Raw genomic sequence first — 24,472 nt, forward strand, 5'->3', positions numbered from 1 at the left:
GGTAAAATGCTGCAATAGGAGCAATATTAGCCATTTGAGAGGTAATTTTATTTTTTATGACAATAGGTAAAAGTTGAGTTAATAAATCCTCAGAAGCTCCTTCCAGGTCAATTTTATCCGCCAAAGAGCTTATTCTTGAAGGATCAATGGCTGAAATCGCTCCTAGTGAATTTCCTTTTACAGAATTCGAAACGGCATTCACCCCTTTATCAAAGATCGGAAGGTATTTTTTATCTTTAGTTTTCGCCAAAGCAGCTATTGCAGAAGCCTGAACCAGCGTTTTAGGATCATTAACAGCCAGTTTTTCGACGTCCGCTCCTAAAGCTTTCATTTGTTCCGGATTGGTAAGATCCATCAGTTCCAATGCTTTCATTCTTACTCTGAAATACGGATCTTTTAATGCTGCAGCCAGTAGTTTCGTTGCAGCAGGATTTTTTCCTGCCTGATCCTTGATTCCGTTCAATGCGTTGTATCGGCTCTTGAATTCTTTAGAATGGGTAAACTGCATCAGATATTGTTCAGGTGTTTTAGTATCTGTAATGTCTGATAACAAAATACCGTCTGCATTAATATTGATCAGATCCGGATTTTTGGAAGCATCAAAATTGAATGTATTTTTCGCTTCAGCTTTCACCCAGACGTTATATCTTTTCGGCTTACCATTGTCGTAAACATCAATAGCTAACGGAAATTCAAACGCCTGTTCCTGTGATTGATTGATGGTAACCGAAACCTGCTTTTTCACCGGCTCATAGGTATAAGAATAGTTCAGCTTCGGATTTCCACTTCCATAATACCATTGATTAAAGAACCAGTTCAAATCTTTACCTGAAACCTTTTCAAATGAGAGTCTTAGCTGATGTGCTTCTGCATTCTGATATTCATGGGTTTTCAGATAGTCCGTCATTCCGGCAAAGAAGGCATCATCTCCCAGGTAATTTCTCAACATATGCAGAATTCCGCCTCCTTTCTGATAGGTTACCAGATCGAAAACATCTTCACGGGAATCATAATTGAATCTCACCAGATTTTTCTTGAAGTCTCCGGGATTGTGAATATACATATTCACATCGGTCATCTGGTGATAATCCGCCTGATCTTTTCCGTATTTATATTCGTTCCATAGGTATTCCGAGTAATTGGCAAATGACTCATTAACAGTAAGGTTGCTCCAGCTTTCTGCAGTTACCAAATCTCCGAACCAATGATGGAACAATTCGTGGGCAATGGTGTCTTCCCATGTATTTTCATCGATCAATTGTCCCGGTTTCTGTAGAATATCACTTCCGTGAAGTGTGGCCGTAGTATTTTCCATGGCTCCACTCACATAGTCTCTGCCTGAAATCTGTGCATATTTTGCCCAAGGATAATCGTAACCCAGCTTTTTGGAGAAAAATTCGATCATTTCGGGGGTATTTCCGTAGATCTGCTTTGCATACGGTTCATACTCTTTTTCAATATAGTAATCCACCGGAATATTCTTCCATTTATCCTTCACAATAGCATATTCTCCCACTCCCATAAAGAAAAGATAGGTTGAATGTCTTTTATCCATTACCCAATGATCGGTTCTTAAACCGTTGGATTCTTTTTGAGAGTCTTTTAAAATACCGTTGGATAACGTGACATATTTATCAGGAACCGTCATATAGATTTCCTGGGTTGTCTTTTGATTGGGCTTATCAATGGTAGGAAACCATGCGGAAGAAGATTCTGTTTCTCCCTGCGTCCAGATCTGAGTCGGCTTATCCGGATCTTTCCCCTGAGCATTGATGAAATATAGTCCTTTCGCATCATTAATGGCAGCACTTCCCTGTTGTTTCACTTCGTTCGGACGGGATGTATATTTAATGTACACCGTGTAATCCTGATTTCTCTGGTAGGTTTTATCTAAGCTGATCTTTAAAATATCATCTTTATATTCATATTTCAAAGGAGACTTTTTGCCGTTGTTGTCTAAGGCTACTTCATGAATCAGCATACTTTTGGCATCAAGAACCAATTCATTGGAAGGGTAAAAATAAGGAGAGGCCGTTAACCACTCTTCCCCGTTCATTTGTTCTTTCTGGTAATCGAAATTTACTTTCAGCTTGGTATGTTTCAGCTCCGTTACTTTGGTATGAGTGGCTCTGTATACTTTCTCTCTTCCTGATGTTTCGGTTTGTGCCGATACATGGGCGGAGAATAAAATCCCCAGTATGGCAATGGATAAAATAGCCTTTTTCATCTGTCTATTTATTATTATTTTTTAGGATTATTTTTAGTTAATATATCAAAAATATCATTGACTAATGTTTCATAGTCGCCTTTTTTAAGCTGTTCTTTGGTTTTGGCAAATGCCTTTTTCAGTTCGCTTTCAGGATTTTCATCATCAATGATTTCCGCTGAACTTACTCCTTTTAATTGAAGTACTGCATTTTTTAATGCCTCCATATCAGCTTTTTCTTCAGTGGTAATTTTTAAATATTTCATTATTGTTTTTTAAAGATTAATTGATTGGCTCCCTGTGAAAAATCCATGGTCTTTTTATCGGCATCAAATTTCAGTCTTATTCCTGCCAGATCAAATTCAAATTCCGTTTCAGAAAGGGCTTTTAACGGGAATGCTGCTTGACCTGTAGCCTGTCCTTTTAAAACCTTATTTTCAATGAATATTTTTATATCTAACGGAAACTCTTCTGCCTTATACACTCCTTCATATTTTTTCAGAACATTCTCTTTTACCGCAATTTCTTTAAAGTCGGGTATTTCAAAATCTTTTCCCAAAGCCGCTTCCATCATTTTTTTGAAAATATCTTCGTGATCATAGTTTGACTGGTTGGTAACGAAGCTTACTCCTGTTTTCAAATCCGGGAAGTAGTATAGTGATGATTGAAACCCGTCAATTCCTCCATTATGTCCGAATCCCTGGTGCTTTTCAAATGAAGTGCTTATGATTCCATATCCGTAATCATCCAAAAAGTTTTTCATCTGGTGAAGCGTTTCCTTTTTGATCAATTTGCCTTCTTCAAGACTTATGATAAATTGTAAAAGCTCGTAGGGTGTTGAAATGATATTTCCCGCTCCAACAGGAACACTCATATCTGTTTCAGGAAAAGGAAGATAACTTCCAAGATACTGATAAGAGTACGCCTGATTTTTAGACACCTCTGTTTTCCCGCCAACTTGTGTGCGTGTCAATTGTAAAGGTTGTGCAATTTTTTCCTGAATAAGCTGCGCATAGCTTTTTTTGTATATTTTCTCCAAAATAAATCCCAGCAAAATATAGTTTGAATTGCTATATGCATATTGTGATCCGGGTGGGAAATCGCTTTTATATTTTTTGATGATGGAAACCAGTTGATCTTCAGACTGAGGTCTGGTATAATAAGAACCAAATTCTGCTTCATCTGTAAGGTTATGGATACCGCTTCTGTGCTGCAATAATTGTTCAACTGTTATGTTTTTTGCATTTTCTATTTCGGGATAGAAAGCGGACAACTTTGTATCTAAGCTAAGTTTTTTATCCTCAACCGCCTTCATCACCAGAACGGCTGTAAAAGTTTTGGTAATGGATCCGATTCTGTAAACGGTATTGATATCCGCTTTCTTTTTGCTTTCTACATCGGCAAAACCAAGGGCATTGGTATAAATTATTTTTCCTTTATCTGCAATGGCAAAACTTCCCATTACTTTATGATTCTCGTCTAAAGTTTTAAAATACTGATCTAATTTTTGTGTATTGATCTTTTGGGCAAAACCCAAACTGAAAGCCGTAACGGAGACACTGAAAAATAGTTTATTGAACATACTCAGAAATTTCACTCATATGTCGTAAAACAGAGGAATTTGTTACATTCCCATTCTTTTAATTACAGCAAAATCAAACAGCAACAGGCGCTTTAATTCCCGGATGCGGATCGTAATTTTCCAGGGTGAAATCTTCAAAGTTAAAGTCAAAGATATTCTTCACTTCAGGATTTAATCTCATCACAGGAAGAGGTCTCGGTTCTCTTGAAAGCTGCTTGTTCACCTGCTCAAAATGGTTGTTGTAAATATGAACATCTCCAAAGCTGTGAACATAATCTCCAACTTCTAAACCGCAAACCTGAGCCACCATCATCAATAATAATGCATAGCTTGCGATGTTGAACGGAACGCCAAGGAAAACATCGGCACTTCTCTGATATAACTGAAGGGATAATTTACCATCTGCAACGTAAAACTGGAATAATGCATGACACGGAGCTAAAGCCATATTCGGAATTTCAGCGACATTCCATGCAGAAACGATCAATCTTCTGGAATCCGGATTTTTTTTGATCTGATCGATCACTTCCGAGATCTGGTCAACTACTTTATTATCCGCTCCTTTCCAGCTTCTCCACTGTGCTCCATACACCGGCCCCAAATCTCCGTTTTCATCAGCCCATTCGTCCCAGATAGAAACTCCGTGATCATTCAGGTATTTGATATTGGTATCGCCTTTCAAGAACCAAAGCAATTCATAGATAATGGATTTTAAATGCACTTTTTTAGTCGTTACCAAGGGAAAACCTTTTGACAGGTCATATCTCAGCTGGTATCCGAAAACACTTCTTGTTCCGGTCCCTGTTCTGTCCGTTTTATCTGTCCCGTTATCTAAAATATGCTGTAAAAGGTCTAAGTAATTCTGCATGTTGAAAGACGATTTTTATGGTTCAAATTTAGAAAAAAGTAAATGAAAAACTATTAGATTTTATCAAACGTTTCGTTATAAAAAAACTACCATGATATTTTTACTGTTTCCTTTAACGGATTTCAGCCTTCCGAATTTCTTTTTATTCATAAAAGTATCACTCCAATAATCCAAGGTTACCGGTCCGAATCTGATTATTTTTCCATATTTGCTTTGATTGAGTGGCCCATTAGCTCCGTATTCTATAGCAATATCTCCGATGCTTTTAATTTTCCCTGTTTTTCTTTCGTCGAAACCATCTTTCGTCCAGTAATCAATTTCTATAGTTCCGATTCTTTTTACTTTCCCGAATTTTTCTCTTTCAACATTGATTCCGTCCCAATATTCCACGGTTAAATTCTCTATATTTTTTATCTTACCATATTTAGGATCTGTCTCATTTAATGAGTTCCAATAATCCACACTGATGTTTCCGATATTTTTCACTTTGCCATATCTGTACTTTTCAAAGTCTTCATTATCATAATAATCGACATTTCCTTCGAGAGCTCCGGAATAGAATCCTGCGATTTGCCCGCTGCCGTCAAGGGTAACGGTGAGGTCTCCGATTTTCATCTCAACGGACTGCAGATCATATCCCCGGGAAAGATTGGCTCTGATCTGAGCTTCTATCATTATACTGCCCAGAAAAAACAGAAGCATGATTATATTTTTAAGTTTCATATTAATTTAGATTTAGTTACCAAATGTTTTCAATGGTATGATGCATATTATTAATGGAGAATGTTTGTCCTGCTTTTAATCCCATCATCGCTTTTGCCAGAGGAGCTTCATCCGAAATCGTCATGATCTTGTTATTCTCAAAAACAATTTCACCCACGGAAGCTGAAATATAAAATAGCCCCTTATCGGTTTTCACCAAAGCTCCGTTTTGTACTTTTTCAGAAGGGTCCGCAGATACTTTTTGAATAAGTTCCTGCTGATGCAGAACCTCATTGAGTTGTCTTCGCAGATTATTGATTTCCTGCTGAAGCATTTCCCGGCTGGTTTCATACTTATCTCCCATTGAGCTTTTGGTATCGTTGTTGGAAGCGCGGGTTTCTGTGATCATATTCTCAAAACTCCTGATCTTTTCAGAGATTTTATTTTTTACGGTGCTGACTATTTTAGATTTGTCCATTCTTTCATTTTGGCTGAAGCCTTTTTCTATTGGATTAAAAAAGCGGGCTAAAACCCGCTCCTATTGATCAAACTTTTATTTTACTTTTCAAATACGGCAAAATCCGAAGGTTTAAAGCTGAAATCTTTCCCTGCATTGAAATCTCTTTTTGATCCTTCAAAAACATTTTTAAAGCTGCCGGATAAGTGTTCATCTTCGATATTGAAATTCACAGCTTCCTTTGACATGTTTAAAACAACAAAAACTTCATTATTTCCATTTTTTCTCACATAAGCCAGAATTTTATCATTGGCTGTTGTATTAAGCAAATAGGTGGTAACGTTCGGATCTCCTCCACGCAAGGCCGGATTTGAGGATTTCAGATTCAGCAATGTCTTATAAAAATCGGCCATTTGGTAATTCCCATTCCATTCAATGACGTCTTTTTCAAAGAATTCCAGTCTTTTCATATTGGGCAATTCCTGCCCTGAATATAATAATGGGATTCCATTCCAGGTCGCAGAGAATACGGCCATCGGTTTTGCAATAGCTCCGTACTTCTCATACTCCGTGCCATTCCATGAGTTTTCATCGTGATTGGTAGTGAACCATGCTCTCATGGAACCGTCACCAATGGCAGAATATTTCATCAATAAGTCTTTGAGCTCCTGCAAGGGAAGGTTTTTTTTGTAGTAATCTTCGGATTTATGCATCCATGTCCAGGAATAGCTTGCATCGAATACTTTTCCGTATTCCGGGTTTTCAAGCTCATCAAATTCCCCTATCCAGAACAGAGGCTTGATCTTTTCCACTTCAGGACGGGCTTGCTGCCAGAAATCTACTTCAACCCAAGAAGCCAGATCACATCTGAATCCATCGATATTGGTTTCTTTTACCCAGTATTTCATAGCTTCAATCATTTCTTTTCTCATTTCCTGGTTTTTATAATCCAGCTCAATGATGTCATCCATCCCGGAGGCAATATGGAATTTCCCGTCCGGATCTTTCAAATAGAATTCGGGATGGGTTTTAGTCCATACATGATCCCAACCGGTATGGTTGGCTACCCAATCTATAATAACTTTGAATCCTAATCTGTGGGCTTCGTTCACCATATGCTTAAATTCATCCAGCGTTCCGAATTCAGGATTGATAGAGGTATAATCTGCTGCTGCGTATTGACTTCCTAAGCTTCCCTTTTTATTTTGTTGGGCAATAGGAGTAATGGGCATAAACCAAAGGATTTTCACCCCCATGGATTTCAGGCGGGGCATTTCTTTTTCAAATGATTTAAAAGTACCTTCCTGAGTATATTGTCTTACATTAACTTCATAAATATTCGTTGTATGCTTCCATTCTTTCGGCAAATCCATAGTCTTTTTGTTTGTATTTTGAACAGCACAGGATACAATTCCCAAGCCAATAATTGCTGTTAAAATTATTTTTTTCATTAATCAAGTTTTAACAAAAGTAGTGATTGTATTTAATAATAAGGTATAAAAAAACCCTGAATGTCAGGGTTTATATTGTATTTATCTTTCATCGTTATCTTCCTCCTCGTCATCAAAGATATCATCGTTGTAATCTTCTTCCTCCTCATCATCAAAACTGTCATCTTCATCTGAAAAGTTCCCGGTGGAGAAGTCATCATCAAAATTGAAATCATCATCCATTAGAGGCATCGCCGATTTCCTTTTGGAACCTCCTGCACTTCCGTTTTTGCCCGGCGCTTTCAAAGGAACATTTCCAAATCTGTATACGGTAATCGGGTAATTTACCCCTTTTGTTTCTTCAATGATTTCAACAAGCTCACAAAAGAATTCCCAAAGATCAAGAAGACCATATTGAAACTGAGCTTTATCTCCTATACTTTCAAATGCTTCATCAATATAAACATCCGACATAATTTCTCCATCTCCATCATCACTCATGTCTTCCAACGGAACGCTTTTCACGATTGTTCCGTCTTCTTCCAGTAAATTAAAAGTGGAAAGCTCGTCTCCCTGAAGACTGAATGCACTTTTAATTCCTAAATGTAAGTTCCATAGAGTCTGTTTTCCTTTGATTTCAATATCACGGAAAATGTCTTCTTTCGCATCTAATATTACGCGGATTTTGTAAACCATACCAGTTTTTTAAATTTCTTTTTTGCCTTATTATTATGATAAATTTCTGTTGCAAATATATAATAAATGACATGTCACAAAAAAATATTTCAGAATTTTTTAAAATATTTTTTTTTCATACATTTTGCGGAGTTATTTACTTTTTTCGAGCATAAAACTGAACTTGGTTCCTTCTAAATATACGCTTTCTACCGTAATGTTTTCGTTATGAGCTTCAAGGATGTGCTTTACGATAGCCAACCCTAATCCGGAGCCACCCTCGCGTCTGCTTCTGCTGGTTTCAACACGGTAGAATCTCTCAAAAATTCTGGGCAGGATTTCGGATTTAATACCCATCCCGTTATCTATGACTTCAATAAGCACTTTATTTTTAAGAACACTGGTTTTTACCACCACTTTTGCCTCCTGTCTGTTGGCATAATGAATGGCGTTGGAAATTAGATTGATAAAGACCTGTGAAATTTTCTGTTTATCAGCATCCACAAAAATCTGCGGATGCAGGGTCTGGATTTGTAAAGTAGTATTGTTTTTTTCAGCTTCGAGATCAAGAAGGTCAAATATCTCTTTGATCAGAAGATTGACATCGAATCTGGAAACCGTAAGGTTGATTTCTCCCGCTTCAAGCCTATTGATCATATCTAAATCTGTAACGATTGCAATAAGCCTTTCCACAGAAATTCCGATTCTTTCTAAATATTTGTCTCTGATACCGAGATTTTCCACTCCGCCTTCTCTTAATGTCTCTACATATCCCTGAATGGAAAACAAAGGAGTTTTAAGCTCGTGGGACACATTCCCTATATATTCTTTACGATAGCTTTCCATTTCTTTCATCATATCGATCTGGGAAACCTTCTGCTGATTAAGGTCGGAGAATCTTTCTCCCAGTTCTTTGATGGTAATGTTTTCGTCATTATCATTTACCATTTCCTGTGGAAGGATTTCAGAAATGGTACGCACCTGCTTTTTACCATAATAATTAAAAAGCAACTCCAGTACAACATAATTAATGATAAAAATAAGGACTATGCAAATGAAAAGGCCTATTTTGAAGAAGGGGGTTCTGTAATAAATATCCTTTAGTGAATCAAAAATAATCACTAAAAGAAACATCACCAGTGTCAGAAGACACGAGGCGACGAGAGTAAGTCTGTAAAATTTCAATTTTACAACGTTTTATTGGTTGATATAAAGATAAGTTTTTTCAGGAATTAATTACACGATCAGCTTGTAGCCTATTCCTTTCAGGGTCTGAATGGTGTTAATTCCTAATTTTTCTCTTAATCTTCTGATATGAACATCTATGGTTCTTTCTCCCACGATTACATCATTACCCCAGACTTTTTCAAGGATCTCTTCCCTTTTGAAAACTTTTTCGGTATTTGATGCCAAAAGATACAATAAGTCGAATTCTTTTTTAGGAAGCAGGAACTGTTGTCCGTTTTTAGAAACCCTGAAGTTGTCTTTATCTATGACCAGGTCTCCGATTTCAATCAGCTTGGCATTATCTGAAACCTGAGAAGTTAATTGTAATAAGGCGTTTACTTTAGAGATCAGGATTTTCGGTTTGATCAGTTTTACAATATAATCGTTGGCCCCAGCCTGGAATCCTGCCAATTGGGAAAATTCTTCACTTCTGGCAGAAAGAAAAACGATCAATGTTTTCTGAAGCTCTTTAATTTTACGAAGTTCCTGACAGGTTTCAATACCATCTTTTTCAGGCATCATAACATCTAATAAAATAAGATCAGGAACAATATCCTTCGCTTTTTCTATTCCTTCGTTGCCATTGGTAGCAGTATAAATGTCATAACCTTCTTTTTCTAAATTGTAAGACAGAATCTCTAAAATATCCAGTTCATCGTCTATTAAGAGTATTTTCTTTTGGTTCATTTTTAATTTTTACTGAGTCAAAGTTAATAATTTTTGAATGACAGATTAATAAATCCACTATCGTTCACATAAAGTTAACAATAATATTGTTTTGTTAATATATAGTTAAGAAAAAATTAAATTTTACTAAACCATTTACAACACCTTTCTTTTATTCCTTTGCACCGAAAGAATCTAAGTGTAAATAAAGAAAGTAAATAATGAAAATTCATAAGCTTAGCATTGCCGTTTTGTTTTTGTCCGGATCAGTATTTTATGCCCAGGAAACCAAGCAGGATACTGTAAAAAAGGAAAATAAAATTGATGGCGTAGTAGTACAGGGAAGCAGCAACAAGAAAACAGAAACTGCCGTACTTGGGGAACAAAAAAAAGCCATTATACAAAAACAGGCTGTAAGTGCTGAAGAAATTTCCAGAAAAGGAATATCCAATGTAGAACAGGGTCTTACTAAGGTAACCGGAATCACTGCAGTAGAAGGAAGAGGACTTTTCGTAAGAGGATTGGAAGAAAGATACAATTATCTATTGATCAATGGTCTTGGTTCTCCATCTAACAACCCTTTTCAAAAAATCATTGCATTAAAGCAATTTCCGACAGATGTTGTAGGAAAACTTAATATCTATAAAACTTTTAACTCCAATCTTTACGGAGATTTCGCAGGAGCAACTTTCGATATTGAAACCTTAACGATTGACAAAGCGTTTTCAAAAGTAGAATTCAGTGTTGGGGTAAATACCTTAAGTACATTCAGAGATAATTTTAAGGTAGCTGAAGGGGCGAGCGGTATTAAAGGTTATTTGGGATTAAATTCAAGAGACCGAAGATTACCTGATGAGGTAAGAGACTCAAGACCTAATGGATATATATTCTCAAAAGAACAGTCTTTATCTTCATTTAAAGATTCATGGAATGTAGATAATATTAAACCAATACCCAATACAAGCATTGGCTTTACTACTGTTCAAAAAATAAAAGCAGGGGAAACAGGTAGCTTAGGTTTATTATTTTCATTAAATCAAGGATCAAAGTATTCTTATCGGGAAGGTGAAAACAATCAATTTAGAGATAATGGAAAGCAGATTGAAGCGAGTAACCGTCTTAACAGAAAAATTTATGAATACGAATTAGAATCATCTGTTTTATTAGGATTAGGGTATAAAAACAAAGGAACAAATATTAATGTAAATGCTATATATCTTCAAAACTCAAATAATATCATTGAAGATAATATTGGATTTAAAAACTTTTCCGTTCAGGACATTCGTTTTTTCAGAACCAACCAACAGGATATTTCAAGGTTTTTAGATTTGCAATTAACGGCATCTCAAAAAATAGGAGAAAGACATCAGTTTAAGGCAGGAGGTAGCTACGTTATGAATAATTACAGCCAACCTGACCGAAAAATATTTGAGCTTACCCTTCCTGAAGATTTTAATAATGCTGTTATCTCTTACGGAGGAAATAGTTTTATCAGGCAATATCTAGATGTTGACGGCAGATTTTATGGATCAGCCTATGGTGAGTATTCCGTATTTTTGGGAGAAAAAGGCGAACGTAAGGACTATCCTTTACAGTTGGCTATAGGTTATAATGGTTTTTCAGACATCAGAAAAAACACTTATCGTTTTATTTTTGGAAACCCGGGTGCCGGGGGGAACACACAAGCCTATATTAATATAGACAAGCCTCAATCTGTTTTGGATTCCTCAATAAATAGTGGAAATTTATACTATAATGAAGGAAGTGATGCTTATGGATACCTGTCGAATATTTATCAATTTGTAAATGCAGGATATGCCAATATAGATTACAAACCTAATGACAGTTGGGATATTTTATTGGGTGGTAGATTTGAAAATGATATGAGAATAATTAGGTTTAATAGAATTGGTAATTCTAATACTGAAAACCTAACTCCTAATAAAAACTATTTTTTACCTTCCCTGTCAATCAAAAAATCACTTAACTCTAAGAACAACTTAAGGTTATCCCTGAGTAAAACAATTACCAGACCAGTTCTTATTGAAACTATGCCGATTGAATATATCAATCCTGATAACTCATCAGTTGTAGGTAATAAAGATATTGAAAACAGTGAAAACTACAATATAGACCTGAAATGGGAATACTTCCCTACTAATAAAGAAATGTTTGCCGTTAATTTATTTGCAAAAAGAATTGACAAAGCCATAGAAAGATCCATAGCAAACTCAGGTAACGCAAGTGGTCTTGTCATTACATTCTATAATGCAAAAAAAGCTGATATTGCGGGTATAGAATTGGAAGGAATTTTAAATTTAGGTAGATTTTCTGAAGCATTAAACAGATTTACTTTGGGAGCCAATGCTACTTTTATGTATTCTAACGTTGAAAGAAGTGAGCAGCAGCTGGAACTTGAAAGACCAGACGGGTTTACCAATGATCAGCTCAAGAAAAGGGGTTTACAGGGAGCAGCGCCTTATACCATCAATGCAGATTTAAAATATGAGTATAAAAACTCACAAAACCTGAGTCAGACTTTTTCTCTTGTCTATAATGTATCCGGATCTAAAATATTTGCCGTTGGATCTTCGGGTTCACGTGAATATTTTGAAAGACCTTTCCATCAATTAGACTTGGTATATCAAAACCAACTCACCAAAAACTGGAATATAAAATTTGGCGTTCAGAATATATTAAATTCAAAATATCGTATAGAGCTGAGTGACGAAAATTATTACCCGGTAAAAATTGACGACAATTATACTTTTGTCAACTACTATAGAGGAACAACATTCAACCTTACCGTTGGTTACACTTTTTAAAAATTAACTTATAAAATAAAATCTTAATATAAAATGAAAAGAAATCTTTTAACATTATTATCATTAACATTAGTTTTGAGCCTTTCTTCATGTACCATTGAAGTAAATGAAGACGGTGGTAATGGTACAATCAATACCCCGGGAACGAATGCAGGGGTTTTACCTGACGGAGCAAAATTATCCGGTGATATCACTTCTAATTTGACAATAAAAAAAGGTAATTATACATTAGAAGGTATTGTAAAAGTAGCTGACGGGGCAACTCTTACTATCGAAGCAGGAGCAACATTCACCGTGTCTACAGCGGTTACATCAAGTTTAGTTGTTTTACAAGGTGGAAAAATCCTTGCTTTAGGATCTGCCAGCGAGCCAATCGTTTTCACAACTGCAGCTAAAACTCCTGGTGGATGGGGCGGAATAACGCTTTACGGAAGAGCTCCTATTAAAGCTGTGAATGGAAATTCCTCTGCAGTATCTGAAGATGGAAATGCAATCACATATGGTGGAAATGATGCTAACTTCAGTTCAGGTATTTTAAAATATGTAAGAGTAGAATATGCTGGTAAAAAAATCAGTGATGGAACCTCTGAAACTAATACTTTCACATTCTACGCTGTAGGTGATGGTACTATTTTGGAAAATTTAGTAGCGTATAAAGGAACTGATGACGGATATGAGTTCTTCGGAGGTACTGTAAGTGCAAAAAACCTTGTAGCTTATGGTAACTATGATGATTCTTTCGACTGGCAAGACGCATGGAGCGGACAAAACAATAGCAACTGGTTTGCTTTCCAGACCGTAACAGGTAACTTCGGAATGGAGATTGAAGCTTCTGCAAACGTAGATAATACAGCTCCAAAAATTTCCAATATCACTTTGATCAGGGATGCAAATACAAATCCGGAAGTAGCAGGGTCTGTAGAAATTTCTGCAATTCAGTTCAAGAGACAAGGTACTGGTATTTTCTCTAATGTGTACATAAGTGGATATAAAAACACTGGTGGTAAAAATGCTTATGCTGTTCTTATCCAGGATGATGCTACCAATACCAACCAAGTCCTTACCGGAAAAGTGAAAGTAGAGCCTATTAACTATCTAAATTCAGATAATGCCGGTGTTTGGGGATATGCTCAGACAAATGGAGGAAAAACATTCACTAATACAGCAAGCGTTTCTAAAGTTTCTTTAACAGGAGGAGCTTGGGCTACTGTAGATGGAGTTAACCTTTTATCTGCCTTACAATAATTTAAAGTTATAATAGTTTCTTCATATCAAATTGAAAGAGCCGTCAGGAAATTATTTCCTGACGGCTCTTTACTTTACAAAGACAAGTTTAAAAAATATATAGGTTTAAAACTTTACAGGTATTCAGCCAACAAAATTACCTCTGTCGATGTGTATTTCAGATGTATCAATTATTCTATTTGTTGTACAGATTATTGCTCTTTGAACTGGGAAGGTGTCATTCCGGTTTGTACCTTGAAGAATTTTGAAAAGCTGGCATGATCGTAAAATCCCAGGTCGTAGACAATATCTTTTACGGACATTTTGGAGACTTTCAAAAGACGTTTGGCTTCCAGCAAGATTCTGTCCTGAATAAGAGATGATGCGGAAGCGTTAAGATTCTTTCTGCAGACAATATTCAGGTAATTAGCAGAAATATTAAGCTTATCCGCATAAAAAGATACAGAACGTTCTTGCTTGAAATGCTCATCTATCAAGTTCAGAAATTTGGAGATAATACGGTTTGAACTATAAACTTCAAAATCAAGGAAGAGGGTTTCAACTGATTTACTCACCAATAATCCTATCAGTTCACTACGTTTTTGAATGAGTTCCCAAAATACCGGTATTCCTTTCAGTTCATTTTTTATTGCCAGAAATTCATACAGGATCGTTTGAAACATTTCCGCAGAAATATTTAATACCGGATGCGTTTGATAATATGAAGCGGAAAAACGTAAAGCAGGCAGAAAGCTTTCGTACCATTCGCGACTGATCATCAATTGGTAACCTATGGTTTCTTTTTCTATCGACCATTGATGAACCTGATCAGGAAAAACCAGATGAATCTGATACGTATCAATCTGATAGTCCCTAAAATCAATCGTATGAATTCCTTTCCCTTTTTCAAACAGGTTAATGATAAAGAAATCATGCTTATGCGGATCATCAATCTTCCTTTCGCCAGACAGCTCATGAAACAACAATTGGCAACCCTGTGACTGTTTTTCACTGAACTCTTTAATTCCTAAAACCGGAAAATATTCTGACTGATGATTCACAACGCTCAATTTTCACTTAAAAATAATAAATTTTGAGCGAGGAATATTGAATTTTAACGGTTATGATTCTAAAATTTTGACTATTTCCTTAAAGCCTAATGATTTTGCATGCTGTAAAGGAGTTATTCCATCTTTATCCGGAATCGTTAAATCTGCTCCTCTGTTTTTCAGAATAGTGACAATTTCCTGATATTTCTGACTGCCATCTCCTAAAATTACCGCCTCCATTAATGCAGTCCATCCTAATCTATTAACATGATTAATAGGAAATGCCTTTGTATTCGCCAACACTGCTACCGTTTCCACATGGCCTCTTTCACAAGCAGGAATCAAAGCCGTTCCATTATATCGGTTGAAAATGTCAAAACGGGCTCCATTCTTCAAAAATAACTTCACTAATTCGGTTTGCCCGCTTGCTCCTGCATATAAAAACGGACTATCCAAGTGATCATCCTGCTGATTGACATCTGCATTGAAGGAAACCAGAAGCTTAGCCATTTCAACCTGTTTATTAACCGTTGCAATTAATAACAAAGAACGTTTGCTTTTATCCCGGGTATTAACATCAGCTCCTCTTTCAAGAGCAATTTTGACCCCTTCAACGTTATTTTCTTTTACTAAATCTATCACATTCTGTTGCATACCATTTTTCATAGAATTTTTATCTGACATTCCACAGGCATTCATCATGCTGAAAAACAAAAAGAAGAATAAAACTTTCATCGAATTCTTTTTAATTAAAACACTATATTTCCCTCATGAATCAATGATTCTACATCTGAAATTCTCGAAACCGCTTCGGCTGAACAGCTTGCATTCAGGAAAACCAGATTGGCCTGGTCTCCTACTTTAGGCCATTGCCGGTTTCCTTTATCATCTAAAGGCAACATATTGGCTGTCGCCAGTTTTAAGCTTCTTGATAATAAAAATTCTGTTGAATAGCCATACAGCTGAGCCATTAAATTAGCTTTTTGCAGCACACTTCCCGTCCCGAAAGTATTCCAGTGGTCTACAATACTGTCGTTACCCGTTAAAACTGTTACATGATGCTTATATAAAGTCGGGATCGGCATAATCAGGCTTCCGAAAGGTATCGTTGAAACAATTCCTATCTGAGCATTACTCAACTTTTCTGCAATTTCCTCCTGCTTCGTTTTATCCAGTTTCCCTAAAACAAAGCAATGGCTCAGATAAGTTTTGCCTTTCAAATCCGGGTTCTCGTTCACTTTATCGATCAAATATTCCACCGTTTTCAATCCGGATTCGCCACTTTCATGCAAATGAATATCAATTCCTTTTTTGTGATCCAATGCTAGCTGAACGGTAAAATCAATAGTTTTTTCAATGGCACCGTCAATCGTAAACGGATCTACTCCACCAATGAAATCAATATTCATTGCTGCCGCTTCTTTCAAATAAGGAACAGAATCCGTATAATAAACTCCATGCTGTGGGAAGGCCACTAATTCGGCACCAAAAGTTTTCTTTTTATTCTCTAATGCTTTTTGCAGATTTTTCAAAGACTCCAGTTTTGAGGTCGGTTCAATATTCACATGGCTTCTCGCAAAAGAGGTTCCCTTTGATTGTAAAAGCTCGATCATCTTTTCAGCTTTATGTGTAGATTTCTTCAGCATTTCCGGAAGCATCTGCTGTTCCAGAGCAATCATACCTTTTACTCCACCGGTTCTTTTTCTTACCGCCTGCCATCGGTCTCCATAAAACGTTTTATCAAGGTGAATATGCATATCCTTGAAAGCAGGAAGCATTAAAAGCCCTTTCATATCAACTGCTTTTGAGTTGGGCCGGTTTGGAGCTATTTGAGTGATTTTTCCATTTTCAACTTCAATAGAAAACAGATCCGTTTTAGTAGAAATCACCTCCCCTTCTTCATATTCAAACCCTGTTTCCAATCTGACATTTTTCAGGCTTACTTTTCCTTTAAAAGACATATTTGTATCATCAGACAATGAAGCTGCTGCCAGCGAACCCGGCGCCAAAGCCATTCCCGTCATAGCCAAAGCTGAACATTTGATAAAATCTTTACGTGATATATTGCTTAGAGTGTTCATTTTCATACTATTTAAAACAAAAGTAAAAAGAATGAAGATGATCGGGCTGTATGTTTTATAACATTACCTGTATGATTTATCAGGTTTATCTTTTAATGAATTCTTTATCAGCAAAACCGACTACAGCTAAAGTCATTCACAAAATATACTTCTTGCCAAAACAAATACTTATCATTCACCCGTTGAGATTCCTACGAGATGATAAATTTTCAGCTGAATTTTTAAATAACAAAAAAAAGACGGAGTTTTTACTCCGCCCTTCTGTATTATCTTTTACTATTAAGAATATTCAAATTTTCTTACCGCTTCCAGCGTCATATCAATTTCCCTATCCTTGATCGCATCACTAATGAAATAGGTTTCATAACCGCTTGGCGGAAGATAAATTCCATTGTTAAGCATCTGATGAAAAAAGTTGTTGAACAGAGAATGGTTCGCTTCCTGAGCTTCGTCAAAATTAGAAACTCTGTTGATATGAAAGAATACAGACATCATGGAACCTTTTCTGTTGATTTTATGGGCAATTCCTTTTTCATTGAGAATCTTTCCGATCTCAAAATCCAGTGTTTCCGTTGTCTTATTCAGTTTGGTGAAAAAATCTCCATCATTTTTGATGATTTGAAGGGTTTTCAAACCCGCTCTCATGGCCAAAGGATTTCCACTCAGTGTTCCGGCTTGGTAAACACCTCCTTTCGGAGCCAGATGATCCATAATTTCATTTCTTCCGGCAAAAGCTCCCACCGGTAAACCTCCGCCGATTACTTTTCCATATGTTACCAGATCTGCTTTTACATTGAAAAGTTCCTGAGCCCCTCCGAATGCCAGTCTGAAACCGGTCATTACCTCATCAAAAATCAATAAAGCCCCGTTCTCATCACAGATTTTTCTTAAGTTCTGTAAGAAATTATTCTCCGGAAGAACACAACCCATATTTCCGGCTACCGGTTCAATGATTACCGCAGCAATTTCTCCTTGATTATGACGGAACAAATCTTCCACCTGTTCAAAATCATTGTAATGGGCCAAAAGTGTATCTTTTGCAGTTCCTTGAGTAACTCCAGGAGAATTCGGGTTCCCGAAAGTTGCTGCGCCACTTCCCGCTTTAATTAGAAACGAGTCTGAATGGCCATGGTAGCAACCTTCAAACTTGATGATCTTATCTCTTCCCGTATATCCTCTAGCCAGTCTGATCGCGCTCATACAAGCTTCCGTTCCTGAAGAGACCATTCTGATCTGATCAATATTCGGAACATTTTCCGTGATGAATTTGGCAATTTCCGTTTCCAGCTCTGTAGGAGCTCCAAAAGAAAAGCCTTTTTCAGCCTGGATCTTCAATTCTTCCAGCACTTCAGGATGGGTATGCCCTAAAATAGCCGGCCCCCAGGAATTAATATAATCAATATACGTATTATCATCAGCGTCGGTAAGGTAAGCTCCTTTTGCCGATTTCATGAAAACAGGAACTCCTCCTACTGATTTGAATGCACGAACGGGTGAGTTTACTCCTCCCGGAATGTATTGATAAGCCTCTTCAAATAAAGCCGAACTTCTTTGGTATCTCATATTTTTGTTGCTGATTGATAGTTGGTAGTTGATAGTTGTTGTTATAGGAACTGACAACTGTTAACTAGAAACTATCAACTTAATAAATTAGTTTCTTGGTTTTTTGTCTATTAAATAAATCAGCTGCCCCGTGGATGGTTTTTGACCTTCATCCATTCTGTTTTTAGCATATAATTTATTCAATTTGATTCCGAATTTTTGAGCAATGTCATGCATATCTTCACCTGCTTCCGCTTTGTAAGTAGGCTTATTCCCATCGGAATTTTTAGATTCAAGGAAAACAATATCATTTTTGTGTAAAACATCAGTATCCAATTCATTCCATTTCATCAGTTTACTTTCACTGATTTTGAATTTATTGGCGATGAACTGAATATTGGTATCTTCCGGAATGATGATGTATTTCAACCCTTCATTTGGGTGACTTTTAATTAAAATAGAATTAAGGATTTCCGCTTTTGTTTTGATCTTCTCCACTCTTTTTTGCTGTTGGGCAAAAGAAGTCTGCTTGTAAGGAACATTTACGGTTACCGGATCTTTCTTAGTCACTTTGGCAGGCTCCAGCTGCGCCATAAAGGTTCTGTCATCTCTTAAGCCGGGATACATTTTAAGAACGGCATACAACACTTCTTTAGAATTGGTATTATCGAATTCGTATAATTTATATTTTTCAATTTTACCGATCAGGATGGAGGCGTAACGCGGATTGGTTGCATATCCTGCTTTTTTAAGGCCATGCGCCCAAGCTTTGTAATCTTTCATGTCAAGATTGAAAAGATTCGCGTAATATTTTCTGGTCGTTAAAAAGATGGAATGGTCTTCATACGATTGTCTCGGATCGTCATATACACGGAAGCACTCATTAGGAGCATCATCGGTATGTTTCATCGTTCTTCCGGTCCAGTTTTCTTTACATTTGATCCCAAAATGGTTTTTGCCTTCCTGAGCCAGTCTGCTCTGCCCTCCCCCGGTCTCTAAAAGTCCTTGGGCAAGGGTAATAGAAGCTGGAATCTTATATTTTTCCATTTCTTCTACGGCATATTGAGCAAATTTCTGGATGTATTGATCTTCAGTAGCCCAGGTCTGAGCTGAGAATTTTGATAAAACTAAAAGGCTTATAAGCAAGAAAAGTCTTTTCATGTTTTTCAATTTTACTTTATATAATTAAATTTCTGTTTTGTTTTTTCAAAAGCAAATTGGTTCCTTCAATCCCCTGCAAGCCCCCGGTATGAAAGCACAATATTTTGCTGTTCTCAGGAAAATACCCCTCATCAATCTGTTCAAAAATCGTCTGCATCATCTTTCCCGTATAAATGGGTTCCAGGGGAATCCCGTATTTCACTTTAAAATCATTGATAAAACGGATGTTTTCATCTTTTATTTTACCATAACCTCCAAAACCTGAATCTATTAGATTAAAATTTTTTTTCAAGGTTAATTCATAAATTTTGTTTTCCAGAGAAGAATCTGCTACCACCATACATCCTATAACTTTCTGGTTCTCTTCACAAAATTTTGAAATCCCTGCAATGGTACCGCCGGTTCCAACTGCTGTGCAAAGATAATCAAAATCTTTTGTTTCATTATTCAGCATCATTTTCACGCCTTCTACAGCTTCTTTATTCGTTCCTCCTTCTGGTATGATCAGTGCATCGGGAAATTCATTTTGCAGGGCTTTCGTTAATTTCTCTTTGTTTCGGTATTCTTCCCGGGTTACAAATCTGAAATTCATACCCTTCTCTGAAGCAAAGGTCAAAGTCGGATTTTCCTGCCAGCTTCTTTCCAGTTCCTCACCTCTTATAATGCCCAAAGCAGGAATCTTCAATAATTTCCCTACTGCAGAAACCGCTGCGATATGATTGGAATAAGCTCCACCGAAAGTAATTAAACAGGGATTCTGATGATGGCCTTCTATATAATGGTTGACATTATAAAAAAGTTTCCAGTACTTATTTCCCGAGATCTGAGGATGAATAAGATCTTCTCTTTTCATAAAGAGCTTCACTTTTTTCCCAATTGGAATTTCAACAATGGGAATATGGATTTCCGGAAGTTTCATCGATGCAAATTTCCTGAATTTATTTTAATAAATTAGTTAAACAAAACTTAAAATATCATTATGAAAAAAACGACCACTTTCCTGTCTGCATTGCTCATTTTTATTTTTGCAGGAGTTCTCACCTACGTATTTCTCGGAGATCTGTTTACTTCCCGTTCTGAATTTGACATAGCCGATAAGCAGAATGATAAGGTCATTCATATGTTTAATACACAAATTGAAAAGCAAATTGAAGATCACACCCAAAGTACTATGTATCCCGGCTACATTCCTGAAAGCCGGCAAAACACTATTACCTATTTAAAAACCATCCGAACCATTGAAAGCTATTCCCGGTATGGCGTAAAATCTACCCAACCCAGGAATTACCTTGAACTGAAAATTACTTTTAATGACGGAACTATTGCGGAAAAAGTTTATACTGGTCATCCATGTTCAGGCTATATGGATCCCTGTTTAATAATGAAAGTGGTAATGAAAGACGGAAAAGCAGTGAAAGTTTTCACCAACGGACAGGAAAAGAAAGGTTCTCCCGACTGGATCATCCCGGATCTGAATTTGTTGATCGACAAAGCCATTTCTTATGATATTCAAAGAAACCATGATCACTATTTTCCGCCATCAAAAACACAGAAAGATTTTGATCAGGAATGGGAAAAACAGCAATAGAGTTAGGAATTGCCCAAGTATTTCCAAAAGCTCCAGAATTTTCTTTTTTGAAGATAATGCAAATTTCTTTCCATAGCATAAGCTTCTCTTTCAAACGAAATATACCGGTACGCCATAAAGCTGTCTTTCAACCTGAAAAACCAGTAATAATATTCGATCACGTAGAAGATATAAAAGAAGACCACCAGTAATTCCAATTGCTGCCTTAGATGGATTTTCTCATGATTGATAAGTATTTTATTTTCCTTATCTTCGGGTTTCCTAATGAAGATAAAGGGAAAGAGAGCAATGCCGTTAATTTTAAGTTTTTTTAATGGCTTTTGGCACACAATTATCATAATAACAAATATAAAATTTTTTGATCAAGATTTAACTTATGGCTCTTTTTGACATCAAAGAAAATGAGGATTTTTACTATAATGAACAGGGATACAAGGTTTTTACAGAAAAGTTTCACCTGAAAAGAGGATATTGCTGTAAAAGTGGCTGTAAACATTGTCCTTACGGATATGATAAAAAGACAGATACCTTCATTAAAAACGATAAAAAAATAAATAAATGAAAAAATATATTTTTATTTTGTTAGCCTCGGCTGCTTTAGGTTTAACTTCATGCAGCCCTTTCCAGGTACGTTCAGACTACGCCGAAACGGCCAATTTCAATTCTTACAAGACCTATAAACTGAGAATTGATGATCTGAAGCTGAATGACATTGATAAAGACAGAGTTTTGAATGAATTGTCAAAACAAATACAAAGCAAAGGTCTTACATCCGGTGAAAACCCTGATTTGATCATTAATGTAAAAGCCAATCACAAAAAAGTGACCGATATCACCACCAATTCTCCTTACGGAATGTGGGGATGGGGCGGCCCTTTCGGTTGGGGAGTAGGAATGAGCAGAACATGGAGTAGCAATTATAATGAAGGTGCCTTGATCATTGATCTTATTGATGCAAGAACCAACAAATTGGTTTGGCAGGGAATCGGAAGCGGAATTTCTGTAGACTCTCCACGTGCTAAACAAAGACAGATTCCTGAAATTGTGGCAGAAATCATGGCGAATTATCCGCCGCAAAGGAAATAATAAAACTGAAATCAGATATGCAAAGGTCAACACAAAATGTGTTGACCTTTTCTTTTAGAAATTTGGCTAAAGTCTGCTTCTATTGGTGACAGATTCTCCAATAAAGACTCAAACTCAATCCTGTATTTCACTCGTTACCAAAACTTAGATCAGTACCAGCAAATGTATTTAAAATTCAATGCATAACATTTCAAAATTAACAGTGTCGTAATTTTTCATTCATAAAAATGTAGTATTCTTACTGAAAATTATATTCTATATGAAAAAAATTATTCTTTCCCTTTTAATTGGCGGTTTGTCTTATGCACAGGCACCCGCAGGTTATTACAATTCTGCTAACGGATTGTCCGGGGCATCTCTGAAAACGGAATTAAGTTCTATTATTACCAACGGACATCAGGACAAGGGTTACAGTGGACTTTGGACGGGATACAAAACCACCGACATTGACAAGAATTATGAAAATGACGGCTCTATTTTAGACATTTATTCTGAAAACCCTTCCGGAACCGACCCTTACAAATACACACCAGTGACCAATCAGTGTGGCACTTATTCTGTAGAGGGTAACTGCTATAACCGTGAGCATATTGTCCCGCAAAGTTTATTCAACCAGGCGGCACCAATGGTTTCCGATATTCATTTCATCAGAGCTACAGACGGCAAAGTAAACGGGATGAGATCCAACTATCCTTTCGGGAAAGTGGGAACAGCTACTTTCACTTCCAAAAACGGGTCAAAGCTTGGAAATTCTGTTTCTTCGGGGTTTTCAGGAACTGTTTTTGAACCCATCGATGAGTTTAAGGGTGATGTCGCAAGAATGATATTTTATTTTGTAACCCGCTATCAGAGTAAACTTTCCTCTTTCACATCCGGAAATATGTTGGGGAGCTCAGCTTATCCGGGGTTACAAAGCTGGGAATTGAATGTTCTAATGTCCTGGCATAACCAGGATCCTGTTTCTCAGGCGGAAATCAACAGAAATAATGCTTCTTATACTTTCCAGGGGAATAGAAATCCTTTCATTGACAATCCTAATTATGTTAACCTTATCTGGGGGGCTCAGCAACCTTCATCAGACACTCAGGCTCCAACTACGGTTACAGGATTGAGTGTTTCAGGAACTACTTCAAGCAGTATTTCACTTGCATGGAATGCGTCTACAGATAATGTAGGGGTAACTTCATACGCAGTTTATATGAATGGAAGTTTAAAAACTACCGTAAGCTCAACTTCTGCTACGATTACGGGATTAAGTGCTTCTACAACATATAATTTCTATGTTGTTGCCAAAGATGCAGCCGGAAATTCTTCTTCCAACAGTTCAACAGTTTCAGGAACTACTTCAGGAACTGTAGCTCCACCTACGAATTGTGTCAATGAAACGTTTGAAACGATTCCTACAGCAAGTTCTTCAAGTTATTTAACAAGGACATGGACGAACGGAGGCGTAACCTGGACAGCAACTGATGCAAGAACAGATCAAACGATCTCCAATAAAGCAATTACAGTAAGAGATGGTTCTTTACAATCTAATACCTTAAGCAATGGTATTGGTTCTTTAACGGTAACTACTCAATTGAAGTTCACGGGAAGTAACGGAACTTTCAATGTACAAGTGAATGGGACAACGGTTGGAACAATTCCTTACAGTGCAACTTCTGCAACAACTACGATCAACAATATCAATGTTTCAGGAAATGTTGTGGTGACTTTAGTCAACACTTCATCGAGCAATAGAGTGGCTATTGACAATTTGAGCTGGACCTGCTATTCATCCACCGCAAAACAAAGCAATAGCCTGATTTCAGAATCTTCAGAATTCGCTGTAAATGAGAAAGAAAGTTTACAAATCTACCCGAATCCGATATCCAATCAGGAGATCTTTGTAAAAGGAAACACTAAGACCATCAAAAAAGCTGAAATCTATAATTTACAGGGTAAGGTATTGCAAACTATTGACTATCCTTTTAAGAACAGCAGAAATTCAATCAAGATTAAAAATCTGGAACAGGGAGTTTATCTTCTGAAACTGGACCAGTCTACTTTGAAATTTATTGTTAAGTAAAAACAACAATTCATACATAAAAAAAGACCGCAGAT

Annotated in this window: 23 protein-coding genes; 6 read left to right on the forward strand and 17 right to left on the reverse strand. The window is 36.7% G+C overall.

Annotated elements, in window-relative coordinates:
* From ACGHIN_RS10100 to ACGHIN_RS10145, 10 genes are all read right to left on the reverse strand, one after another.
* A partial coding sequence (locus ACGHIN_RS10100; RefSeq protein WP_390453041.1) for a M1 family metallopeptidase occupies positions 1-2,227 on the reverse strand: 2,227 nt, incomplete at its 3' end.
* 14 nt (positions 2,228-2,241) lie between these two features.
* On the reverse strand, positions 2,242-2,472 hold the full coding sequence (locus ACGHIN_RS10105) for a hypothetical protein (RefSeq protein WP_390453043.1): 231 nt from the start codon (positions 2,470-2,472) through the stop codon (positions 2,242-2,244).
* Positions 2,472-3,788: a serine hydrolase domain-containing protein gene (locus tag ACGHIN_RS10110; protein ID WP_390453045.1), complete on the reverse strand. Its 1,317-nt coding sequence runs from the start codon at positions 3,786-3,788 to the stop codon at positions 2,472-2,474. Before ACGHIN_RS10110 ends, ACGHIN_RS10105 begins: the two co-directional genes overlap by 1 nt.
* A gap of 73 nt (positions 3,789-3,861) precedes the next feature.
* Positions 3,862-4,656: a thymidylate synthase gene (locus tag ACGHIN_RS10115; protein ID WP_390453047.1), complete on the reverse strand. Its 795-nt coding sequence runs from the start codon at positions 4,654-4,656 to the stop codon at positions 3,862-3,864.
* Between the two features lie 75 nt (positions 4,657-4,731).
* Positions 4,732-5,358, reverse strand: a complete 627-nt coding sequence (locus ACGHIN_RS10120; protein ID WP_390453048.1) for a hypothetical protein — start codon at positions 5,356-5,358, stop codon at positions 4,732-4,734.
* Positions 5,359-5,395: 37 nt separating this feature from the next.
* Positions 5,396-5,836, reverse strand: a complete 441-nt coding sequence (locus ACGHIN_RS10125) for a hypothetical protein (protein WP_390453050.1) — start codon at positions 5,834-5,836, stop codon at positions 5,396-5,398.
* 80 nt (positions 5,837-5,916) lie between these two features.
* Positions 5,917-7,266 carry an alpha-amylase family glycosyl hydrolase gene (locus tag ACGHIN_RS10130; protein ID WP_390453051.1) on the reverse strand — a complete coding sequence of 450 codons (1,350 nt, stop codon included), beginning with the start codon at positions 7,264-7,266 and terminating at the stop codon, positions 5,917-5,919.
* A gap of 81 nt (positions 7,267-7,347) precedes the next feature.
* Positions 7,348-7,941 (reverse strand): IS1096 element passenger TnpR family protein, encoded by a 594-nt coding sequence (locus ACGHIN_RS10135; protein WP_390453053.1) that lies wholly within the window; start codon positions 7,939-7,941, stop codon positions 7,348-7,350.
* A 132-nt stretch (positions 7,942-8,073) separates the two neighbouring features.
* Positions 8,074-9,105, reverse strand: coding sequence for a sensor histidine kinase (locus tag ACGHIN_RS10140; RefSeq protein WP_390453054.1), 1,032 nt, complete (start codon positions 9,103-9,105; stop codon positions 8,074-8,076).
* Between the two features lie 51 nt (positions 9,106-9,156).
* Complete coding sequence (locus tag ACGHIN_RS10145) at positions 9,157-9,834, reverse strand: response regulator transcription factor (RefSeq protein ID WP_390453056.1); 678 nt, start codon at positions 9,832-9,834, stop codon at positions 9,157-9,159.
* Positions 9,835-10,034: 200 nt separating this feature from the next.
* On the opposite strand from ACGHIN_RS10145, the gene ACGHIN_RS10150 reads away from it, so the two are divergent.
* On the forward strand, positions 10,035-12,638 hold the full coding sequence (locus tag ACGHIN_RS10150) for a TonB-dependent receptor plug domain-containing protein (RefSeq protein WP_390453058.1): 2,604 nt from the start codon (positions 10,035-10,037) through the stop codon (positions 12,636-12,638).
* Positions 12,639-12,671: 33 nt separating this feature from the next.
* Positions 12,672-13,883 (forward strand): hypothetical protein, encoded by a 1,212-nt coding sequence (locus ACGHIN_RS10155; RefSeq protein ID WP_390453059.1) that lies wholly within the window; start codon positions 12,672-12,674, stop codon positions 13,881-13,883.
* A gap of 191 nt (positions 13,884-14,074) precedes the next feature.
* Here ACGHIN_RS10155 and ACGHIN_RS10160 read toward each other — a convergent pair whose 3' ends face one another.
* From ACGHIN_RS10160 to ACGHIN_RS10185, 6 genes are all read right to left on the reverse strand, one after another.
* On the reverse strand, positions 14,075-14,923 hold the full coding sequence (locus ACGHIN_RS10160) for a helix-turn-helix domain-containing protein (protein WP_390453061.1): 849 nt from the start codon (positions 14,921-14,923) through the stop codon (positions 14,075-14,077).
* A gap of 60 nt (positions 14,924-14,983) precedes the next feature.
* On the reverse strand, positions 14,984-15,646 hold the full coding sequence (locus tag ACGHIN_RS10165) for an ankyrin repeat domain-containing protein (RefSeq protein WP_390453062.1): 663 nt from the start codon (positions 15,644-15,646) through the stop codon (positions 14,984-14,986).
* Between the two features lie 14 nt (positions 15,647-15,660).
* Complete coding sequence (locus ACGHIN_RS10170; protein ID WP_390453064.1) at positions 15,661-16,992, reverse strand: amidohydrolase; 1,332 nt, start codon at positions 16,990-16,992, stop codon at positions 15,661-15,663.
* A 279-nt stretch (positions 16,993-17,271) separates the two neighbouring features.
* A complete protein-coding gene (hemL, locus tag ACGHIN_RS10175) occupies positions 17,272-18,555 on the reverse strand; it encodes a glutamate-1-semialdehyde 2,1-aminomutase (RefSeq protein ID WP_390453066.1) in 1,284 nt (427 codons plus the stop codon).
* 87 nt (positions 18,556-18,642) lie between these two features.
* Positions 18,643-19,695 carry a glucosaminidase domain-containing protein gene (locus ACGHIN_RS10180; RefSeq protein WP_390453068.1) on the reverse strand — a complete coding sequence of 351 codons (1,053 nt, stop codon included), beginning with the start codon at positions 19,693-19,695 and terminating at the stop codon, positions 18,643-18,645.
* A 16-nt stretch (positions 19,696-19,711) separates the two neighbouring features.
* On the reverse strand, positions 19,712-20,614 hold the full coding sequence (locus ACGHIN_RS10185) for a 1-aminocyclopropane-1-carboxylate deaminase/D-cysteine desulfhydrase (RefSeq protein WP_390453070.1): 903 nt from the start codon (positions 20,612-20,614) through the stop codon (positions 19,712-19,714).
* 60 nt (positions 20,615-20,674) lie between these two features.
* On the opposite strand from ACGHIN_RS10185, the gene ACGHIN_RS10190 reads away from it, so the two are divergent.
* Positions 20,675-21,283: a hypothetical protein gene (locus ACGHIN_RS10190; protein ID WP_390453072.1), complete on the forward strand. Its 609-nt coding sequence runs from the start codon at positions 20,675-20,677 to the stop codon at positions 21,281-21,283.
* Between the two features lie 2 nt (positions 21,284-21,285).
* Here the strand turns inward: ACGHIN_RS10190 and ACGHIN_RS10195 are convergent, their stop codons facing one another.
* Positions 21,286-21,621 (reverse strand): hypothetical protein, encoded by a 336-nt coding sequence (locus ACGHIN_RS10195; protein WP_390453074.1) that lies wholly within the window; start codon positions 21,619-21,621, stop codon positions 21,286-21,288.
* A gap of 38 nt (positions 21,622-21,659) precedes the next feature.
* On the opposite strand from ACGHIN_RS10195, the gene ACGHIN_RS10200 reads away from it, so the two are divergent.
* The 3 genes from ACGHIN_RS10200 to ACGHIN_RS10210 all read left to right on the forward strand — a co-directional run bounded on the left by ACGHIN_RS10200 (position 21,660) and on the right by ACGHIN_RS10210 (position 24,437).
* Entirely contained in the window at positions 21,660-21,845 is a 186-nt protein-coding gene (locus tag ACGHIN_RS10200) for a DUF5522 domain-containing protein (RefSeq protein WP_390453076.1), read from the forward strand.
* Positions 21,842-22,369, forward strand: a complete 528-nt coding sequence (locus tag ACGHIN_RS10205; protein ID WP_390453078.1) for a DUF4136 domain-containing protein — start codon at positions 21,842-21,844, stop codon at positions 22,367-22,369. Before ACGHIN_RS10200 ends, ACGHIN_RS10205 begins: the two co-directional genes overlap by 4 nt.
* A gap of 259 nt (positions 22,370-22,628) precedes the next feature.
* A complete protein-coding gene (locus ACGHIN_RS10210) occupies positions 22,629-24,437 on the forward strand; it encodes an endonuclease (RefSeq protein ID WP_390453080.1) in 1,809 nt (602 codons plus the stop codon).
* Positions 24,438-24,472: the final 35 nt, after the last annotated feature.

Source organism: Chryseobacterium barbadense (genome assembly GCF_042849955.1).
Classification (GTDB): Bacteria; Bacteroidota; Bacteroidia; order Flavobacteriales; family Weeksellaceae; genus Chryseobacterium.

Coding starts and splice junctions, on each gene's coding strand:
- ACGHIN_RS10105 (WP_390453043.1), bottom strand. CDS start 2,472: ATGAAATATTTAAAAATTACCACTGAAGAAAAAGCTGATATGGAGGCA.
- ACGHIN_RS10110 (WP_390453045.1), bottom strand. CDS start 3,788: ATGTTCAATAAACTATTTTTCAGTGTCTCCGTTACGGCTTTCAGTTTG.
- ACGHIN_RS10115 (WP_390453047.1), bottom strand. CDS start 4,656: ATGCAGAATTACTTAGACCTTTTACAGCATATTTTAGATAACGGGACA.
- ACGHIN_RS10120 (WP_390453048.1), bottom strand. CDS start 5,358: ATGCTTCTGTTTTTTCTGGGCAGTATAATGATAGAAGCTCAGATCAGA.
- ACGHIN_RS10125 (WP_390453050.1), bottom strand. CDS start 5,836: ATGGACAAATCTAAAATAGTCAGCACCGTAAAAAATAAAATCTCTGAA.
- ACGHIN_RS10130 (WP_390453051.1), bottom strand. CDS start 7,266: ATGAAAAAAATAATTTTAACAGCAATTATTGGCTTGGGAATTGTATCC.
- ACGHIN_RS10135 (WP_390453053.1), bottom strand. CDS start 7,941: ATGGTTTACAAAATCCGCGTAATATTAGATGCGAAAGAAGACATTTTC.
- ACGHIN_RS10145 (WP_390453056.1), bottom strand. CDS start 9,834: ATGAACCAAAAGAAAATACTCTTAATAGACGATGAACTGGATATTTTA.
- ACGHIN_RS10150 (WP_390453058.1), top strand. CDS start 10,035: ATGAAAATTCATAAGCTTAGCATTGCCGTTTTGTTTTTGTCCGGATCA.
- ACGHIN_RS10155 (WP_390453059.1), top strand. CDS start 12,672: ATGAAAAGAAATCTTTTAACATTATTATCATTAACATTAGTTTTGAGC.
- ACGHIN_RS10165 (WP_390453062.1), bottom strand. CDS start 15,646: ATGAAAGTTTTATTCTTCTTTTTGTTTTTCAGCATGATGAATGCCTGT.
- ACGHIN_RS10170 (WP_390453064.1), bottom strand. CDS start 16,992: ATGAACACTCTAAGCAATATATCACGTAAAGATTTTATCAAATGTTCA.
- hemL (WP_390453066.1), bottom strand. CDS start 18,555: ATGAGATACCAAAGAAGTTCGGCTTTATTTGAAGAGGCTTATCAATAC.
- ACGHIN_RS10180 (WP_390453068.1), bottom strand. CDS start 19,695: ATGAAAAGACTTTTCTTGCTTATAAGCCTTTTAGTTTTATCAAAATTC.
- ACGHIN_RS10185 (WP_390453070.1), bottom strand. CDS start 20,614: ATGAAACTTCCGGAAATCCATATTCCCATTGTTGAAATTCCAATTGGG.
- ACGHIN_RS10190 (WP_390453072.1), top strand. CDS start 20,675: ATGAAAAAAACGACCACTTTCCTGTCTGCATTGCTCATTTTTATTTTT.
- ACGHIN_RS10195 (WP_390453074.1), bottom strand. CDS start 21,621: ATGATAATTGTGTGCCAAAAGCCATTAAAAAAACTTAAAATTAACGGC.
- ACGHIN_RS10200 (WP_390453076.1), top strand. CDS start 21,660: ATGGCTCTTTTTGACATCAAAGAAAATGAGGATTTTTACTATAATGAA.
- ACGHIN_RS10205 (WP_390453078.1), top strand. CDS start 21,842: ATGAAAAAATATATTTTTATTTTGTTAGCCTCGGCTGCTTTAGGTTTA.
- ACGHIN_RS10210 (WP_390453080.1), top strand. CDS start 22,629: ATGAAAAAAATTATTCTTTCCCTTTTAATTGGCGGTTTGTCTTATGCA.